At 42.9% G+C, this 17,744-nt stretch carries 22 protein-coding genes and 1 riboswitch; of the genes, 12 read left to right on the top strand and 10 right to left on the bottom strand.

The window, feature by feature from the left end; translation table 11 throughout:
• Positions 1–59: 59 nt before the first annotated feature.
• The 5 genes from cytX to thiM form a co-directional block, all read right to left on the bottom strand.
• On the bottom strand, positions 60–1,226 hold the full coding sequence (cytX, locus tag OP489_RS04525) for a putative hydroxymethylpyrimidine transporter CytX (protein ID WP_266163156.1): 1,167 nt from the start codon (positions 1,224–1,226) through the stop codon (positions 60–62).
• A complete protein-coding gene (thiD, locus tag OP489_RS04520; protein WP_266163155.1) occupies positions 1,226–2,032 on the bottom strand; it encodes a bifunctional hydroxymethylpyrimidine kinase/phosphomethylpyrimidine kinase in 807 nt (268 codons plus the stop codon). The genes cytX and thiD overlap by 1 nt, the downstream gene beginning before the upstream one ends.
• 71 nt (positions 2,033–2,103) lie before the next feature.
• Positions 2,104–2,763 carry an HAD family hydrolase gene (locus tag OP489_RS04515; protein WP_416232465.1) on the bottom strand — a complete coding sequence of 220 codons (660 nt, stop codon included), beginning with the start codon at positions 2,761–2,763 and terminating at the stop codon, positions 2,104–2,106.
• Positions 2,760–3,401, bottom strand: coding sequence for a thiamine phosphate synthase (gene thiE / locus OP489_RS04510; protein WP_266163153.1), 642 nt, complete (start codon positions 3,399–3,401; stop codon positions 2,760–2,762). The genes OP489_RS04515 and thiE overlap by 4 nt, the downstream gene beginning before the upstream one ends.
• Positions 3,388–4,218 carry a hydroxyethylthiazole kinase gene (gene thiM / locus OP489_RS04505; protein WP_266163152.1) on the bottom strand — a complete coding sequence of 277 codons (831 nt, stop codon included), beginning with the start codon at positions 4,216–4,218 and terminating at the stop codon, positions 3,388–3,390. Before thiM ends, thiE begins: the two co-directional genes overlap by 14 nt.
• A gap of 80 nt (positions 4,219–4,298) precedes the next feature.
• A riboswitch (TPP riboswitch) is annotated at positions 4,299–4,407 on the bottom strand.
• Positions 4,408–4,590: 183 nt separating this feature from the next.
• On the opposite strand from thiM, the gene OP489_RS04500 reads away from it, so the two are divergent.
• The 6 genes from OP489_RS04500 (at position 4,591) to OP489_RS04475 (ending at position 8,620) form a co-directional block, all read left to right on the top strand.
• Positions 4,591–5,007: a (deoxy)nucleoside triphosphate pyrophosphohydrolase gene (locus tag OP489_RS04500; protein ID WP_266163151.1), complete on the top strand. Its 417-nt coding sequence runs from the start codon at positions 4,591–4,593 to the stop codon at positions 5,005–5,007.
• On the top strand, positions 4,976–5,692 hold the full coding sequence (locus tag OP489_RS04495) for a DNA alkylation repair protein (RefSeq protein WP_266163150.1): 717 nt from the start codon (positions 4,976–4,978) through the stop codon (positions 5,690–5,692). Before OP489_RS04500 ends, OP489_RS04495 begins: the two co-directional genes overlap by 32 nt.
• A gap of 1 nt (position 5,693) precedes the next feature.
• Positions 5,694–6,197: a hypothetical protein gene (locus OP489_RS04490; protein ID WP_266163149.1), complete on the top strand. Its 504-nt coding sequence runs from the start codon at positions 5,694–5,696 to the stop codon at positions 6,195–6,197.
• A gap of 136 nt (positions 6,198–6,333) precedes the next feature.
• Positions 6,334–6,792, top strand: coding sequence for a DUF6465 family protein (locus OP489_RS04485; protein ID WP_266163148.1), 459 nt, complete (start codon positions 6,334–6,336; stop codon positions 6,790–6,792).
• 273 nt (positions 6,793–7,065) lie between these two features.
• Positions 7,066–8,028, top strand: coding sequence for a hydroxyacid dehydrogenase (locus OP489_RS04480; RefSeq protein WP_266163147.1), 963 nt, complete (start codon positions 7,066–7,068; stop codon positions 8,026–8,028).
• A gap of 172 nt (positions 8,029–8,200) precedes the next feature.
• Complete coding sequence (locus OP489_RS04475) at positions 8,201–8,620, top strand: hypothetical protein (RefSeq protein WP_266163146.1); 420 nt, start codon at positions 8,201–8,203, stop codon at positions 8,618–8,620.
• Positions 8,621–8,736: 116 nt separating this feature from the next.
• Here the strand turns inward: OP489_RS04475 and OP489_RS04470 are convergent, their stop codons facing one another.
• The 5 genes from OP489_RS04470 to OP489_RS04450 all read right to left on the bottom strand — a co-directional run bounded on the left by OP489_RS04470 (position 8,737) and on the right by OP489_RS04450 (position 12,551).
• Positions 8,737–9,591: a MetQ/NlpA family ABC transporter substrate-binding protein gene (locus tag OP489_RS04470; protein WP_266163145.1), complete on the bottom strand. Its 855-nt coding sequence runs from the start codon at positions 9,589–9,591 to the stop codon at positions 8,737–8,739.
• A gap of 57 nt (positions 9,592–9,648) precedes the next feature.
• A complete protein-coding gene (locus OP489_RS04465) occupies positions 9,649–10,293 on the bottom strand; it encodes a methionine ABC transporter permease (RefSeq protein ID WP_416232470.1) in 645 nt (214 codons plus the stop codon).
• A gap of 7 nt (positions 10,294–10,300) precedes the next feature.
• Positions 10,301–11,311: a methionine ABC transporter ATP-binding protein gene (locus OP489_RS04460; protein WP_323135421.1), complete on the bottom strand. Its 1,011-nt coding sequence runs from the start codon at positions 11,309–11,311 to the stop codon at positions 10,301–10,303.
• 95 nt (positions 11,312–11,406) lie between these two features.
• Positions 11,407–12,060: a tRNA (guanosine(46)-N7)-methyltransferase TrmB gene (trmB, locus tag OP489_RS04455; protein WP_266163144.1), complete on the bottom strand. Its 654-nt coding sequence runs from the start codon at positions 12,058–12,060 to the stop codon at positions 11,407–11,409.
• Positions 12,057–12,551: a YbaK/EbsC family protein gene (locus OP489_RS04450; protein ID WP_266163143.1), complete on the bottom strand. Its 495-nt coding sequence runs from the start codon at positions 12,549–12,551 to the stop codon at positions 12,057–12,059. Before OP489_RS04450 ends, trmB begins: the two co-directional genes overlap by 4 nt.
• Positions 12,552–12,806: 255 nt before the next feature.
• Here OP489_RS04450 and OP489_RS04445 point away from each other — a divergent pair, with 255 nt between their 5' ends.
• The 6 genes from OP489_RS04445 to OP489_RS04420 all read left to right on the top strand — a co-directional run bounded on the left by OP489_RS04445 (position 12,807) and on the right by OP489_RS04420 (position 17,744).
• Positions 12,807–13,865: an FAD:protein FMN transferase gene (locus OP489_RS04445; protein ID WP_266163142.1), complete on the top strand. Its 1,059-nt coding sequence runs from the start codon at positions 12,807–12,809 to the stop codon at positions 13,863–13,865.
• Positions 13,866–13,899: 34 nt separating this feature from the next.
• Positions 13,900–14,265, top strand: a complete 366-nt coding sequence (locus OP489_RS04440; protein WP_266163141.1) for a NusG domain II-containing protein — start codon at positions 13,900–13,902, stop codon at positions 14,263–14,265.
• Positions 14,262–14,783, top strand: coding sequence for a Gx transporter family protein (locus tag OP489_RS04435; RefSeq protein WP_266163140.1), 522 nt, complete (start codon positions 14,262–14,264; stop codon positions 14,781–14,783). The genes OP489_RS04440 and OP489_RS04435 overlap by 4 nt, the downstream gene beginning before the upstream one ends.
• 68 nt (positions 14,784–14,851) lie before the next feature.
• Positions 14,852–16,234 carry an electron transport complex subunit RsxC gene (gene rsxC / locus OP489_RS04430; protein ID WP_266163139.1) on the top strand — a complete coding sequence of 461 codons (1,383 nt, stop codon included), beginning with the start codon at positions 14,852–14,854 and terminating at the stop codon, positions 16,232–16,234.
• Positions 16,234–17,172, top strand: coding sequence for an RnfABCDGE type electron transport complex subunit D (locus tag OP489_RS04425; protein WP_266163138.1), 939 nt, complete (start codon positions 16,234–16,236; stop codon positions 17,170–17,172). The genes rsxC and OP489_RS04425 overlap by 1 nt, the downstream gene beginning before the upstream one ends.
• Positions 17,169–17,744, top strand: coding sequence for an RnfABCDGE type electron transport complex subunit G (locus OP489_RS04420; RefSeq protein ID WP_266163137.1), 576 nt, complete (start codon positions 17,169–17,171; stop codon positions 17,742–17,744). The genes OP489_RS04425 and OP489_RS04420 overlap by 4 nt, the downstream gene beginning before the upstream one ends.

The raw sequence follows: 17,744 nt of genomic DNA, 5'->3' as shown, positions 1-17,744 counted from the left end.
TCTGAAAAAACGACCGCTAAAAAGCAGCAACACGGATCAAAACAAATCGCATTTGATTTTTAATCAACTTTTCTATCTAAAATTTTACGCACAATGATACAAAGAAGCATCGTAGCTACTGTATCCGGCAAAGTACACCCAACCGGAATATCAACCATCATAAGGAAACGATAAAAAATGAATCCAACAAGCCATATGATCCCATTGACCATATCCAGTCTGCTTTCTCCACAATCCCGTTTCAGTATGAAGTAATCCGCAATCTGCACGGCAATCATTGGAACAAATACGGACCCAATCAGATAAAGAAAATCAGTAATATTATCCATTGGGAACAAAATTGCACAAACAGTTCCAATCACTGCAACGACCATAGCGGCATATTTTCCATTTATCTTTTTTGACAACGTTTCCGCGGATATTCCTGCGCTCCACGCATCCAGAAAAGTAGTCGTCACGGTAGATAAAATTAAAATGAGCAGTGCTGCTATCCCAAGCCCTGCTTTCACCATGATAGAAGCAATATCTGATTTGCCGGTGAAAATTGCTGCTCCCATTCCAATGACATACATCCAGAAACTTACAAAGGCATAAGTAAGCGTACTCACCAAAGTTGCCGAAAACGGCTTCTCGGCCTCGCGCGTATAATCTGAAATCAATGGAAGCCACGAAATAGGCATTGCTACAGCAAGCTCAACGGCTGCTCCAAATGTAATCGTTTCCGTTGATTCCGCCGACGGAAACTGATTCTGAAAAATCACAAAGCACAAAACGATCGTTAAGATAAAGAGTGCTGTCATTGCAATTTTGTTGATCCAGCCAAGATTTTCGATTCCAACAGCAATCCACACAAGGATTAGCCCACCGATGACAACACACCATACCCATGCTCCGGAACCGACAACTCCATTTGCCGCCAAAGCACCATCATAGATCATAATCGCTGTCCAGCCGACCAACTGCAGAATATTTAAAGCTGCAAAAAACAATCCGCCGATTTTTCCAAAGCTAAGCCCAACTGTTCCCATGGCACTTCGTTTGCTGCGCCCGCCAATCAATCCTGCAAAAAACAGCATGCTGCAGCCGATCACATGACCAATAATAATTGCGAGCAGTCCTTTTAAAAATCCCAGCGGTGCAAAATAGGTACCGGTCAAAATTTCTGCGATGGAAACTCCGGCACCAAACCAAATTAAACTATTTTGAAAAGTCGAAGTTTTCTTCATCAGACTTTCTCCTCCCGATAAGCAGACTGTAAGTCGAAAGCGTGATCCATTGGCCCGCTTCCCCTTCCAAGATTCAGCATTGCACTAAGTGCACCGGAAAGATAAGCTTTCGCCTTGCTGACTGATTGATTCAAATCGTATCCTTTTGCGAGATTCGCTGCAATCGCACTCGAGAGTGTACAACCTGTTCCATGGGTGTTCGGATTGTTGATCCGTTTCCCTTTAAACCACTGATATTCACCGTTCCGATATAAAAGATCATTGGCATCATTTAATCGATGTCCGCCTTTGCACAACACAGCGCATGAATAAGTTTCACTGATCATTTTTGCAGCCGTTACCATCTCCTGAGGAGACGAAATCTTTTGTCCCGACAGGGTCTCTGCTTCTGGGATATTCGGAGTTAATACAGTTGCAAGCGGCAGAAGCTTTGCTTTTAAAGTGGCCACTGCATCATCCGAAATCAGCTTTGAACCGCTTGTAGATACCATAACAGGATCAACTACAATTTTCTGAGCTTTATAAAACTGCAGCCGCTCGGCAATCACTTCAATCAGAGCAGAAGAAGCTACCATACCAATTTTTACAGCATCAGGCCGTATATCCGTAAAGATACTGTCTATCTGCTCTTTCAAAAACTCAGGACTCACTTCAAAAATTCCCTGTACGCCGGTTGTGTTCTGGGCTGTCAAAGCCGTAATCGCGCTCATGGCAAATACGCCATTTAGCGTCATGGTTTTGATATCCGCTTGAATACCGGCGCCTCCGCTGGAATCGCTTCCGGCGATTGTTAATGCTGTTCTCATCATAATTCTCCTTTTCAGCGTTAATTTTATTGAGCGACAAAAGGTGGTGCCCCCGGTTTGCCGCTATTTTATTATTTTAGAAGTTTTGTTTCAAATGAATCAAAATCTCTAAAATTTCTAATGTAATAATCGCAAATGCTCTGTAGTTCCTGCTGGTCATCACGACTTACTTTGTCGTATACGCCCACGGTACAAAACCCCGCCGCTTTTGCTGTTTTAGCGGCATACAGCGCATCTTCAAATACCAGTGTCTCCATAGGAGCGGTCCCGATCTTTTCGGCAGCTTTGAGATAAATATCAGGTCTGTCTTTCCCCGCTCCCGCCTCAGCATCGGTCATCACAAAGTCAAAATCATTCAGAATTCCACAGCGTGAAAGCGCAGCCTCGGCAAGTTCCCGTTCGGTTACAGTTGCCAAAACGAGTTTGATGTTCCTTTTGGTCAGCTGTTTTAAAAATTCCGGTACATTTGCTTTTAGCGCTGCGCTCTTTTGATAAAAATCCCTTACTGTCCCATTGATTCCTTCTATAATTTTCTCAGGAGTAAACGGTAACGAATAAGTATGTTTTAAGTATTCCGCTGCCTGCTCCATCGTCATGCAAAATAATTTCTTTCCAAGAGAAGGCTCAGCCTGCACATTAAGACCTTTTAGATAAATTTCTCCGGCATCATCCCAGAAGGGCATCGTATCGAGCAGCGTTCCGTCCATATCAAAAATCGCTCCGCGTATCATAATTCCAGAGCCTTTCTAACTGCATCTTTAAGCGTTTTTGTTGCTTCTTCAATATCCGGCTGCGCAAAAATCGCGCTGACAACAGCTACCCCATCAATACGACTACCTTTAAGTTCTAAAACATTCTGTGCAGTGATGCCACCGATCGCAATCACAGGGATTGATACGGCACTGCAGATCGCCTTGAGTGTTTCATAACTCACATTGTCTGCATCCTTTTTTGTACCGGTAGAAAACACTGCCCCTACCCCTAAGTAATCTGCGCCTTGCTTTTGGGCAATAATTGCTTCTTCAACTGTCTCTGCAGATACTCCAAGAATCTTATCAGGTCCTAATTTCTTTCGTACAATCCCCGCGTTCATATCACTTTGACCAACATGAACTCCATCTGCATGAACCTCAATGGCAAGATCTACATTATCGTCCAACACAAAAGGAACTTTATATTTTTTGCAAAGTTCTTTCATCTCTAATGCTTCTGTACGAAAGTTGTCTTCCCGAAGTATCTTTTCCCGAAGCTGCAAAAAGGTCGCTCCGCCTTTTAAGGCCTTTTCTGCCTGACTTAAAAGCGTCTCCCCATTTAGCCATCTGCGATCTGTTACGGCATACAAAAGCAAACTTGCTTTATCGAATTTCATATTTTGCTCCCTCTTCTAATTTTTCTCCTGTCATTTGGCAGACCGCATCAATAATCCGATTGCGGTAAGTGGAATTTCCATCGCTCGGCAACATGTTTTTCCAACCTATTTCTCCGGCAAGTCCCATCATGCATACTGCCGCTGCCGCTGCATCTAATTTCTGCTCTTTATTTGCTACAAGGAATGCGGTCATTATCCCTGAAAGCTGACATCCGGTTCCCGTGATACGGCTCATTTCCGGTCTGCCATTTCGAATCACATAGCAGCGTTTTCCATCACTTACTAGGTCAATGGCTCCGGTAACAGCAGAAATACAACCAAACTGTACGGCAAAAGATTTTACCATCTCCACGGCCGAATCAAGATTTTGTTCCGTTACCGCATCCACAGAACTGGCATCCACGCCTCTTGTGGTGCTGTCTCCTAAATAAAGTGCTTTGATTTCTGAAATATTGCCCCGCACCGCATCAAAGTGAATCTGTTTTAATAGCGCCGACGCAGTATTTGTTCTAAGAGAACTGGCACCGGCACCAACTGGGTCCAAAAGGACAATATGTTTTAATTCATTGGCTTTTTTGCCCGCTAAAAACATAGAAGAAATTGTATTGTGATTCAATGTGCCGATGTTGATATTCAGCCCTCCGCAGATCGAAGTAATTTCTTCCACTTCGCCTTCATCATCAGACATAATTGGAGAACCTCCGCAGGCAAGCAGTACATTTGCTACATCATTTACCGTGACATAATTTGTAATATTATGAATAAGCGGAGTGTTTTTTCTGACATTGTCAAGCATCATTTTCATTGTGCCGTTCATATAATTTGCCTCTTTCTTTATGATTTGGGGAAAATGGACAAAAGAAAAGCAGTACCTGCAAAAGAGGATACTGCCACATAAAACATTTCTGTACATGTCCCTACGTTGGCATTACCCAAATCAGGTTCTAGGGTCAAAGCGAATCTGCTTACTCTCAGCCCACTTTAGTGAGCTCCCCTTTTATTTCGTTAGAATAATAACACATATTTTGTCAAAATACAAGTTTCTCAAAATGCAGCCATTTTTTTATCATACAAAATTTACCAAAAAGCATGAGGTTTTTCTTTCAAAAGCAATTGGAATCAGTTATAATAATCAAAAAGGAAGAATCAAAATTGAGCTTAATTCTCAAAAGATTTCAGGTGATGAAATATGACCGAAGTTGTCGCCGCACTGATTTGGGACAAAAACCGATTGATGATCTGCCAGCGGCCTAAAAATAAAGCACGGGGATTACTTTGGGAATTTGTCGGTGGAAAAGTAGAGCCGGGAGAAACCAAACCGCAGGCACTCATCCGCGAATGTCAGGAAGAACTTGCCATTACGGTTTCCGTCGGCGAGCAGTTTATGGAAACCACGCACTCCTATCCGGATATGACAATTCATTTGACATTGTTTTCCTGCACCATAAAAGAGGGTACCCCGAAGCTTTTAGAGCACAATGACCTTTGCTGGATTGCTCCGGAGGAAATAACCGGCTTTCCATTCTGTCCGGCAGATCGGCCAATTCTGAAAAGGATCATGGAGGAAACAAAAAATGAAGGATTCAAAAACGGAAGTACAGTCTGAGCTTTTTAAGATGCAGGATTTAAAATATAGAGACTTTCAAGCAAAGCTGACTCCAACGATCAAAAAAGAAACGATCATCGGTGTACGCACCCCTCAGCTTCGAAAATTTGCCGCAGCGTTTTCCAAACAACCGGAGGCTGAAGTGTTTTTGAAAACCCTTCCTCACAAATATTACGAAGAAAACAATCTGCATGGATTTTTGATTGAACGAATGAAAGACTATGAAGCCTGTATCCGTGCATTAGATGCCTTTCTTCCCTATGTAGACAACTGGGCAACCTGTGACTTGATGACTCCTAAAATTTTTCAAAAACATTTAGCGGAATTGCTCTGTCAGATCAAAAAATGGATTCAATCGGATCAAACTTATACGATTCGTTTCGGGATTGAAATGCTGATGTGCTTTTATCTGGATGACAAATTTCAGCCGGAATATCTTGAATTGCCTGCTAAAATAAAGTCGCAGGAATATTATGTCAATATGATGATTGCATGGTATTTTGCAACGGCACTTGCAAAACAGTACAAAACGACTCTTCCCTATCTTGAGCAGTACAGGCTGGAACCATGGACACATAACAAGGCAATTCAAAAAGCAGTTGAGAGTTACCGAATCACAGATGAACAGAAAGCTTATCTGCGAACGTTGAAAGTAAAACTACCTAAAAAGTCAGGAGGAATCTAAGATGGATGCAATTGTGTATACCTCAAACTCTGGATTTACAAAAGAATATGCTGAAATGATGAGCCAAAAAATCGATCTTCCGGTATTTTCACTCACAGAAGCAGAAAGCGCATTAAAATCCGGCGCTGAAATTCTTTATTTTGGTTGGCTGATGGCAGGTTCTGTTAAAGGCTATTCACACGCCTGCCAAAAATATAAAGTTCGTGCTGTGTGTGTGGTCGGAATGGGAAAAAGCGGTTCGCAGATGGAGGATGTTAAAAAGCATAACCATCTTCCGGAAGGACTGCCTCTCTTTACTCTACAAGGCGGATTTAATTTAAATCGCCTGCACGGTATTTATAAATTTATGATGAATACCATGACAAAAACGGTTGGGAAAAAGCTTTCTGCCAAACAGGATAAAACACCTGATGAAGAAGACATGCTTGATTTGATGCTGCACGGCGGCGACCGAGTCAGTTTGGAAAATCTGACTCCGGTTTTAAATTGGTATCAATCCGTCTAAATTCCTTCCAATTTCTTCATTTCTTTATATTTTTATAAACTTTTAAAATAATATCTCAATAAAAAGAACAAACTGATACTGAAATTCTCTCTCAAATCACAAAAAGCTCTAGAAAATACAGAAAGGAATGATTCTTATGAGCAATAGTAAAATTAAATCAGCAGTCAAAGCAGCAAAAGATGATACCGTAAAAGCAATCAATGAAGTATCTAAGAGTATTTCAAAAGCAGCTGAGCCAACCGTCACCTCCGTAAAGGAAAGTATTTCTGAGATGCAGGATAAGATGCAGCCAACTGCGCAAAAAGCAAAAGAAGCCGCACAAAAAGCGATTGAAAAAACAGAACCTGCGCTTAACGTCGCTAAAGAAACGATCAGCAAAGCAAAAAAACAAGCTGCCGCTGCATTGGCTCCAGAAGTCTATGTGGAATTCGGCACTACGCAATACACCTGCACTGATATAATTGCCCGCTGTAAAAATGATTTTAAATCAAAGCATAAAGGAGCCATTCGTTCTTGTAAGATCTATATCAAACCGGCAGACAGAACCGCTTATTATGTGATTAATAAAATTGAAGATAAGATTGATATTTACTAACATTTACCAATTTTGAAGCATTTCCTAAGATTTGGAAACCACTTGACTTTTTACTCTTAAGTGAGCTATAATTTTTCATGCAGAAAAGTTGTATTTATTGGAATTATCTAGAGTTTTATTAGATTTTGTTTTGGTCTTCGCATTAATTCAATATTTCTAAAAAAATTATATAAGATTCCGTCAGTTTGTGTACTTTTCTGTATTTTACTGATTAAGATAGATTATAATTTTTTAATTAGGAATAAAAATATTTTTCAGGAGGATTGTAGTATTATGAAGTACAAGGTTCTTTCTCTGAAGGCTATGGATCCCATCGGCCACAAAATGATGGAGGATGCGGACTGCGAAGTCATCACTGCTCCAGACGGCTCTAAAACAGAGGACTTTATCAAACTGATTAAGGACAATCAGGTAGACGCAATTTACTGCCGCGTTGATAAAGTGACCAAAGAGATGATCGATGCTTCTAAAAATTTGAAGGTCATTTCAAAGCAGGGCGTTGGTCTGGACAACATTGATATGGAATACGCTTCCAGCAAAAAGATTCCGGTCGGCTGGGCTCCTGGCGGAAATGCCACTTCTGTTGCAGAGCACGCAATTCTATTGATGATGATGTGTGCTGTTCGTTATCGCTATGTTGACTCCGAGATGCGTAAAGGCAATTTCAACGTTCGCTATACTTTGAAGGGCACTTGGGAGCTTACTGGTCAAACACTTGGCCTTCTCGGCTGCGGTCGTATTGGACAGATCGTTGCAAAGATTGCAAGCCAAGGCTTTGGCATGAAAGTAATCGGATATGATCCGTTCCCGCCGAAGGCTCCGTTAGTTCCAATTGAAATGATGAGCCAGGATGAAGTATTGAAACAAGCTGATTTTATCAGTCTGCATATGCCTTCTATGCCTTCTACTGTTCACAGCATCAACTATGATAAATTCTGCATGATGAAGCCTTCCGCTTTCTTTATCAACTGCGCACGCGGTGATGTCATTGTAGAAGATGATTTGGTTCGTGCTCTGAATGAGAAGAAGATTGCTGGAGCTGGCGTTGATGTTTTCGAAAAAGAACCGCTGCCGCTTAATGATCCGCTGGTAACGCTCGACAACGTCGTCCTTACCCCCCATACTTCTGCTACTACCATTCAGAGTGTTCGCAAGTGCACTACGATGGCCTGCCAGTGCATTATTGATGCTTTGAACGGCAAAAGTCCGGTAAGCTATCAGGCAAATAAATTCTAAGATTTTTATCTGGAACATTGCACTGTTTTTAAAGAAACATAACAAAAAGGATCTAAAACGGTTATTAAAAATCGTTTTAGATCCTTTTTTAATCTATCTCATTTAATATAATTATTTCTATTTATGAAAAATATGGAATATAATGTTGAATTTTTCCTAATTAGGGGGTAAAATGATTTTAGACTTTATGAATGGAAAGAAGAGTTATTTTATGAAAACCGCTAAATTGACAATTGGCATTATTTCTATTGTCCTGTCCTTGGTCATCTTTTTTCAGAGCTGTGCAGCAGGAGTTGGATCTGCACTTGCTACGGGGGGAACCGATACAAGCGGAGGAAACGGAATGATACTTGGTATTTTATTAATTATCGCCGGAATTGTTACCATTGCCGCAAGAAATTCTAAAGGCGGAGCGATTGCTTCAACGATACTATACGCAATCGGAGGAATTGTTGCTTTGGCCGGCGCTTCTGGAATTTATAAAGATTTAATCGTCTGGGGAGTTTTATCTCTCATTTTTGCTGTAGTCTGTGCTGTTTCTATTGCAAAACAAGACTTTGGTAACAATGAAAATTATACACCGAGTCATTAATTAATCATGAATTGCTAAAAAACACTCTTTATATGAAACGGTTTATCGCCGAATCATACAAAGAGTGTTTTTTATTTTATAAATCTTTTTGGCTCACTATTGACCGCTCGTAAAAATTATTTTGTTACCGGGACAACGCCGCCGCCAAACGTATCTTTGATATACTGCTGCGTTTCTTCACTGGTGAGTGCCGCGTACAGTGCTTTTAAATCCTCACGGTTTTCGTCTCCATCACGCACTGCCAAAACATTCGCATAATCCGTAACTGCAACAGAATTATCACTTTCCATTGCAAGTGCATCAGAAGTCTTTAAACCGTTCTGAATCGCATAGTTGCCGTTGATTACTGCAATATCGACATCAGGGAGCGTTTTTGGAAGCTGAGCTGCTTCAATTTCCTGAATATTCAAATTTTTCGGGTTTTCTACAATATCAACTTTAGTAGCATTAATTCCTGCCCCATCTTTCAGCTTCAGCAATCCGTTTGCCTGCAGCAAGAGCAGTGCGCGTGCCTCGTTCGTTGTATCATTCGGAACCGCTACCGTCGCTCCATCTTTGAGATCACTCAAAGATTTTGTCTTTCCGGCATAAATTCCGAACGGCTCATAATGCACAGCTCCCATGGAAACCAGATTTGTTCCATGCTCTGTATTAAAGTTTTTAAGGTAAGTGATATGCTGAAAATAGTTGGCATCCAGTTCTTTTTCCTGCAGATACGTATTCGGAAGGATATAGTCGGTCAACTCTACAACTTCCAGCGTATAGCCTTCTTTTTCAAGCTGCGGAGCAACTGCTTTGCGAAGAATATCCGCATGAGGAGTCGGTGAAGCGCCAACCTTAATCGTTCCTTTAGAAGCAGCGGAAGTCGTTCCACTTCCGGCGGCTGAAGAGGTTCCCGTACTGCTGCCGCATGCAGTCAGAGATGTCAGCAGTAAAGCCGACGCTAAAACAAAAGATAAAAGTTTTTTCATATTTTTCCCTCCAAAATTCAGCTTTAAAGTATTTTATCCAGTTACCCGGAAAATAAATTATTCTTTTCGTTTATCTAATACACGTGCAAGTTTCATTCCGATCGACTGGAACACCTGTACAATCACAACCAAAAGAATCACGGTAATAATCATAATGTCCGTTTGACCACGCTGATATCCATAATTAATTGCAACGGTTCCTAATCCTCCGCCGCCGACAAATCCAGCCATCGCAGAGTAACCCAAAATCGTTGCTGCGGCAATTGCAGCATTGACAATCAGACTGGGACGCGCTTCCGGAAGCATCACCTTATAGATGATCTGAAAAGTTCCCGCTCCCATGGACTGAGCAGCTTCAATAATTCCGCGGTCCACTTCCTGAATGGAACTTTCTACCAAACGGGCTACAAACGGGGCTGCCGAAACTACCAACGATACGATCGTCGCTTTCGTTCCAATCGTTGTTCCGACGACCATTCGTGTAAACGGCATAATCGTCACCAAAAGGATCAAGAATGGCACGCTTCTCGTGATATTGACAACAACATCTAAAATCTTATATACCACAAGATTCGGACGAATGCCGTCCTTCGCCGTTACTACCAGCAAAATTCCCATTGGAAGGCCAAGTACATAAGCAAAGATGGTACCGAAAATCATCATCTGAAAAGATTCTCCCACACTTTGCAGCAGAACTGACATCATCTGATTATCCACGGTCACTCACCTCCTCTACAGTCAACCCCCGCGCCTTAATAAATTCGATCATCTTATCTGCGGTCTCCGTGTCATCCGGCAGCTGAAGCAGCATCTGCCCCATTGCCGTTCCGCCGACATCCTTTGTATCCGCATGCATAATATTGACCGGCATTCGAAAATGAAGGACCAACTCCGCAACAACCGGTTCTGAAGAAGCGACCCCATCAAATACCATACGAATTCTACGGGTTCCTACCCCTTTTCCGGAGCTGACTGTTTCCGGAAGCACTAAGCGGCGTGCTGCTTCTGTTTTTGGATTGCGGAAAATCTCCTGTACTTCTCCACATTCAGCGATCTTACTGTCGCTAATAATCGCCACACGATTACAAATTTCCTCAATCACGCTCATCTGATGCGTAATGATTACAATTGTAATTCCAAGACGAGTATTGATCTCTTTTAATAACTTCAGAATGCTGACTGTTGTTGTAGGATCAAGTGCAGAAGTCGCCTCATCACACAGCAAAACCTTTGGCTCCAAAGCAAGCGCTCTGGCGATTGCAATACGCTGCTTTTGTCCGCCGGAAAGCTGATTCGGATAACTTTTAGCACGATCGGAAAGTCCCACCAAATTCAAAAGTTCCGCTGCCCTTTTTTTCGCTTTTTCTTTCGGAATGCCGGCAATCTCCAGCGGAAAACAAATATTCTGTTCTGCTGTACGCTGCATCAGCAAATTGAACTGCTGAAAAATCATACTCATAGACTGCCTTGCTTTGCGCAGCTCATTCTCATTCATGGCCGCCATATCTTGGCCGTCAAAAATCACTTTGCCGGAAGTTGGCCGCTCCAGCATATTAATACATCGCACGAGTGTGCTCTTTCCGGCACCGCTCATCCCGATAATTCCAAAAATTTCGCCTTTTCGAATTTCAAGATCAATGTTCTGTAGCGCATGTACGGATCCCACTTTGGTCTCATATGTTTTGGAAAGCGACTCGATCTGAATCATTGTTTCGCTCATTCCTGTGTTCTCCTCTTCTTGAGATTAATCCCCATTAATATACTACTAAACAGATATGTATTGTATGGCTATTATAGTCATGCTCTTTCATTCTGTCAAGCTTTTCTTCGTGCCTTTAATGCTTTAATCGGAATTTTCTTCTGCATAAACATTTCTTCATGCTCTGTTAAAACATTTTCGGGACAATTTTCTGCATGAAGATCATACGTATGCTCATAAATTTCGAATCCCGCCTCCTCAAAATAGTCGAGAGAATCTCTAAAAAGTGCATCGTCGTCCGTTTTGAAAAAGATTTCTCCGTTCGGGGTAAGAATCGTTTTATAAAGTTCCAATTGTCTAGGATGTGTCAGACGCCGTTTATGATGACGAGGGCGCGGCCACGGATTGCAAAAATTAATATAAATTCGCTCTACTTGATCCTGAGGCCCCATAATATCAGGCAGCCGCTCGATATCATACGCCGTCAGCGCAACATTTGAAATAGGGCGATCCCCAAAAGCTTCTTCAATTTTCCGCTTACCGGGCGCCAGTACTGCATCTTTCATATCAATTCCCAAAAAATTGATCTCAGGATGAGAAGGGGCCATTCCCGCAAGAAACCAGCCTTTGCCGCAGCCCAATTCCAAATGAAGCGGTTGACGCACGGAAAACCATTCAAGCCAATGATTTTTGAGGGGAAACGGATCTCTCAAAAAGAATGGGCATGCATTTAGTTCCGGAGTTGCCCATGGCTTTGCACGCATTCTCATGTTCTTTGTTCCTCCCCATTTTTACAAACATCTACCCAGCCGCAACATTTCGAAACAGTTTCCAGTTCTTCACAGGTCAATTTGACCGCAGAATTGGAGGTTCCTGCTGCGGGATAAATTGTTTCAAAGCGACGAAGAGACTGATCGAGATAAACTTTTGCGCATGGTGGATACAAAAAAGGGCAAACTCCCCCGATCGGATGGCCTGTCAGCGGCTCTACTTGTGATGCTAAAAGCATCTTTGCTTTCATTCCGAATGTTTCCTTGAATTTATGGTTTTCTATCTTACAGTCACCAGAAGTTACAATTAAAATACACCCATATCCATCTCGTGCCACAAAAGAGATGGTTTTCGCGATCTGTGCTGGAATTACTCCAACCGCTTTTGCTGCCAGCTCAACTGTCGCACTGGAAGTATCAAATTCCATCACGCGTTCTCCTAATCCATAAGAAGAAAGATATTCCTTTACTTGTTTGGCGGCTTCCTCCATATTCTTCCTCTTTTCCAACTGTTTTATTAATTAGTATAACATACCGAATTAAGATTAGAAGACAAGCCTTCTCATTTTTAAATGTTTTCAGCAAAGCATCTAAAAATAATTAAAACTTTTGTGTAGTCTAGTTTAATAATACAATGTTTTTCCCAATTTGTTAAAGATTGCGTGAATGAATTATGAATGAAAAAACTAGACATTTGGACGAATCGTGATATAATAGATAACGTCTGCAAAAGTATGGAGGTAAGAATGACAAAGAAGAAAAAAATCACAATTTCCCTCTGTGCGGTTCTCGCTGTAATTGCCGCAGTTCTTATTTATCTGTGGGTTAATTACGGTTACCGGACACAAAGTCAAGAATCCACAAGCTGGGCAATGGGTACTTATGTTCAGCAAGTTGTTTATGGCAAAAATGCGCAAGCCGCTTTAACAACCGGCTCTCAGGCAGTCACCGATTTAGAGGACAAAATTTCCTGGCGAGTGGATGACAGTGACGTTTCTCGTTTAAATGCCGCTGCTGGTTCTACATGGGAAAAAGTTGATCCCACAACTCTTTCTATTCTGAAGACCAGTTTGGACGTCGCGCAAAAAAGCGATGGGCTTTTCGATCCAACCATTCTGCCGATCACTTCTCTCTGGAATTTTGGCGGCAGCAATCAGCGGGTCCCTTCTCAAGATGAGCTGCAAAAGTTTCTGCCTTATGTCAATTACCAAGATCTCAGGATCAATGAAACCGACAACACTGCTTCCCTTAAAAAGCACTATGAAGGCATTGATTTGGGATCGATCGGAAAAGGCGCCGCTTGTGATGAAGTTGTCAAAGCCTACCAAAATGCTGGAATCGATGCCGGCATTGTTGCGGTCGGCGGCAGTATTGGGCTCTATGGAAAAAAGCCCGGAAGTTCCAATTGGAGCGTTGCAATTCGTGACCCGAAAACCGAAGACGGAAATGCAGGCAGCATCGGCATCATCGGTATGGAAGGTGGACAGTTTGTCTCCACCTCGGGCACTTACGAAAAAGAATTCACGCAGGACGGTAAGACCTACCATCACCTACTGAATCCTAAAAACGGAATGCCAGAAGACAATGGACTTGTTTCTGTTTCTGTTGTCTGTGACAATGGTGCTTTAAGTGACGCGCTTTCCACTGCCTGTTTTGTTCTCGGTTTAGACGATGGGATGAAGCTTGCCGAAAGCTATCAAGCTGGAATCGTCTTTGTGGATCAAAACGGCAAAGTAACTGTCAGCAGTGATCTCAAAGGAAAATTTGAGCTGACAAATACTTCCGACTATTCGATGGCAAGTTGATCGCAAACTCATTTTTCAGATTAGGTGTTTCCACATGTTTAAGAAAAAAGATTTATTGTTGATTATTCCTTTCTTAATTCTTGGCGTTTGTTTACTCTTTTGGACTCAAAAAAGCCATGATGCAGGAATCGCAGTGATAGAAGAAAATGGAAGTGAAATTGCCCGCTACAACCTTGCAACCCAAACGCAGACAGAAGTAATTGACATTGGTGGCGACTATCATGTAAAACTTCTTCTAGAACCCGGAAAGATTTCTTTTCAAAGCAGTGATTGTCCTGATCAGATCTGTGTACGAACCGGAAAAATTTCCAGCCCAGGTCAAGTGGCTGTCTGTCTTCCGGCAAAAGTCGTTGTTCGGATCATTGGAAAGAATAGTCAAGTGGATGGTACGACCGGATGAAAGATTTAAATAATATCTCTAAAAACACGAAAGACGTTGCTTTTATTGGGCTATTGGGAGCCTTGGCACTTGTGCTTTCCGGTTTGGAATCTTTGATTCCTCCTATCCCCATGCTTCCACCAGGAGCAAAATTGGGGCTGTCCAATATCGTTACAATGTATGCGGCCGGCTCGGTCGGCCTAATCCCGGCACTCTGTATTGCTCTTTTAAAAGGGCTCTTTGCCGGAATGACCCGCGGATCGGTTGCTCTCATGATGAGCACCGCCGGCGGTCTTGCCAGTACTTTTGTTATCTGGCTTCTTCTTCGTATAAAATCCCAGCCGTTTGGCTATATCGGTCTCGGTGTAGCCGGTGCTCTTACTCATAACGGTGCCCAACTTTGCGTTGCCGCACTTTTGACAACTCCGGCTGTGGTTTTTTATATTCCCTGGTTGATTCTATTTGGAATTGGAACCGGTATCATAACCGGTCTGGTCCTTAGAATCATCCTTCCGATCCTTGGGCGGATCCATACCTAACTATGTAGGTATGCAATTTATGTCACCTTATTTTTTATATAAATAAGGAAAGTATTGGAGGCAGAAACATGGAATTGAACTTTCCCTCGACGCCATTTAAAACACATGGCGGTGCTGCAGTTCCTCATCGCAAGAACACAGCACAAAAGCAATCCGTTTCCATGCCGGCACCTTCACAAGTCGTAATCCCTATGTCCATGCATGTGGGTGCGCCTTGTGCTCCGCTGGTGAAAACGGGTGACCTCGTCACGGTGGGACAAAAGATCGCCGAAAGTCCTGCTTTTGTCAGTGCACCGATCCACGCGACCGTGTCAGGCAAAGTAAGTGGTATCAAAAAGGTAATGCTGCCAGGCGGCAATTATACCGATGCCATCATTATTGACTCGGACGGTGAAATGACCGTATCTCCGGATGTAAAACCTCCGGTGGTCAATAGTTTGCAGGATTTTCTCTCTGCTTTAAAAGAGAGTGGTCTGGTCGGTTTAGGCGGTGCAGGCTTCCCTGCGCATGTTAAGTTGAATGTGCCCAAAGATAAAAAAGTGGACACTCTGATTATCAACTGCGCAGAATGTGAACCCTACCTGACCCCAGATAACAGAGAGGCTGTTGAAAACACAGCTTCTGTTGTAGAAGGTGCCGGTATCGTCAAAAAATGGCTGGGACTGCAGCGCTGCATCATCGCTATCGAAAACAATAAGCCGGATGCGATTGCAGCAATTAAGAAAGAACTGGAAGACAAAGAGAAAAGCCAAAATGATACGATTCGCGTTCTCCCCCTGCGTGCTACTTATCCGCAGGGCGCTGAGAAAGTTCTGATTAAGGCCTGCACAGACCGAGAAGTCGGTATGGGTAAATTGCCTGCAGATGCCGGATGTATCGTTATGAATATTACTTCCTGCGCTTTTGTTGCCGATTATATGAGAACCGGCATGCCGCTTATTAAAAAGCGTCTGACCGTTGACGGCTCCGCAATTAAAGAGCCAATGAACGTAGTGGTTCCGATCGGGACAAGAATTTCTGATGTGATCGCTTTTGTCGGCACAAAAGCAGAGCCCCGCAAAATCTTAATGGGCGGCCCTATGATGGGTATGGCTGTTCCAAGTATGGAAGTCCCCATTTTGAAACAAAACAATGGTCTCCTGTGCTTTAATGAAAAAGACGCTCATATGTTGGAACCTACCGCTTGCATTCGCTGCGGACGCTGTGTTATGGGTTGTCCGATGAATTTGATGCCTGCTCGTCTTGAGACTTTTTCTAAAGCAAAAGATATTGACCAGCTGATCGAATTCGATGTAATGAACTGTATGGAATGTGGTACCTGTGCCTTTAATTGTCCGGCTCATCGTCCGCTTGTTCAGGCAATCCGCCTTGGCAAAGGACTTGTTCGTGCAAAACAGGCTGCTGATAAAGCTAAGGCCCAAAAAGCAAAAGAAGCGGAGGGGAACAAATAATGGCAGAAAAACTAATTGTATCTTCGTCCCCGCATATTAAAGCCGGCATTACTACCCGCAAAATTATGCTGGACGTTATTATTGCTTTGATTCCTGCATGTATTGCTTCCATCATTTATTTTGGATGGCAGGCAGCCATGCTCCTTGTAGTGTCTGTTATCACCTGTGTGGTTGCTGAATACATATGCCGCAAGGTTATGAAACGCGACAATACGATCGGTGATCTTTCAGCTGTCGTTACCGGCCTTTTGGTTGCAATGAATGTTCCCAGCAGCTTAAATCCCTTTATGATGATGCTGGGCGATGTCGCTGCAATTGTTGTCGTTAAGCAAATGTTTGGCGGCATTGGTCAGAACTTCGTCAACCCTGCCCTGATCGGACGTATCATTTTGATGAACTCCTTCCCCGGTCCCATGAGCAGCTGGACGATGACAAACTACGCGATCGACGGTGCTACCACTGCAACTCCTCTGGGCGTTGTTAAGATGGGCCTTTCCGATCCACTTCCGAACTATTTGCAGATGTTCCTTGGCAACCGCGGAGGCTGTCTCGGTGAAACCTGTGGACTCGCGCTTCTGATCGGTTTTGCTTATCTGCTGATTCGCAAAGTCATCTCTCCGGTTATTCCGCTCTGCTATATCGGCACTGCTGCTTTAATGTCTGCACTTCTTGGCAGAGATGTTGTGTTCGATATTCTGGCAGGCGGCTTACTGCTCGGTGCTATCTTCATGGCAACCGACTACACCACCAGCCCAATTACCATAAAAGGCCAAGTAATTTATGCCATTGGCTGCGGTGTTCTTACGATCCTAATTCGTAAATTTGGTGCTTTGCCGGAAGGTGTCTCCTATTCCATTATTATCATGAATCTTCTCGTCCCGCTGATTGAACGCGGAACACGCCCGAGAACATTTGGAAAGGAGCGTGCAAAGAAATGAAACTGAATCCAAAGGATATTTTAAAGCCGACTCTGGTTCTTTTCATAATTTGTTTAGTTGTTACCGGCGGACTTGCCTTTACGAATAAAGCAACAAAAGATCAGGTTGCACTGATTAACAAGCAAACGGAAGCCGACACTCAAAAGCGTGTTCTTTCTGAAGCCGATTCATTTGGTGAAAAACAATCTTTTGGCGATGGAAGCGAAAACAACTACGTTGTAGCAAAACAAGGCAATGAAGTCATTGGCTATGTCTTCACGACTTCCAGCAAATCTTATGGCGGTGCCATTAAGGTAATGACCGGAATCGATAAGACTGGAAAAGTTACTGGTGTTGAACTGCTTTCTACCAATGATACTCCCGGTCTGGGCCTAAATGCTCAAAAATCAGAATTCCGTGACCAATACAAAAAAGCAATTCCTTCATCTGGTGAATTTACGGTAACAAAATCCGGCGAAACAGGCGACGATAAAATCAATGCTTTAACCGGTGCTACAATTACCAGTAAAGCAGTCACCTCCGCCGTAAATGATGCAATTAAGGAATTTAACACTGTGAAGGGGGGCGCTTGA

Origin of the sequence: Caproicibacterium sp. BJN0003, assembly GCF_026314295.1 — a bacterium.
In the GTDB taxonomy this organism is placed as follows: Bacteria; Bacillota; Clostridia; order Oscillospirales; family Acutalibacteraceae; genus Caproicibacterium.
Note: the sequence above shows the minus strand (reverse complement) of the source record. Positions and strands in the feature narration are given on the sequence as shown.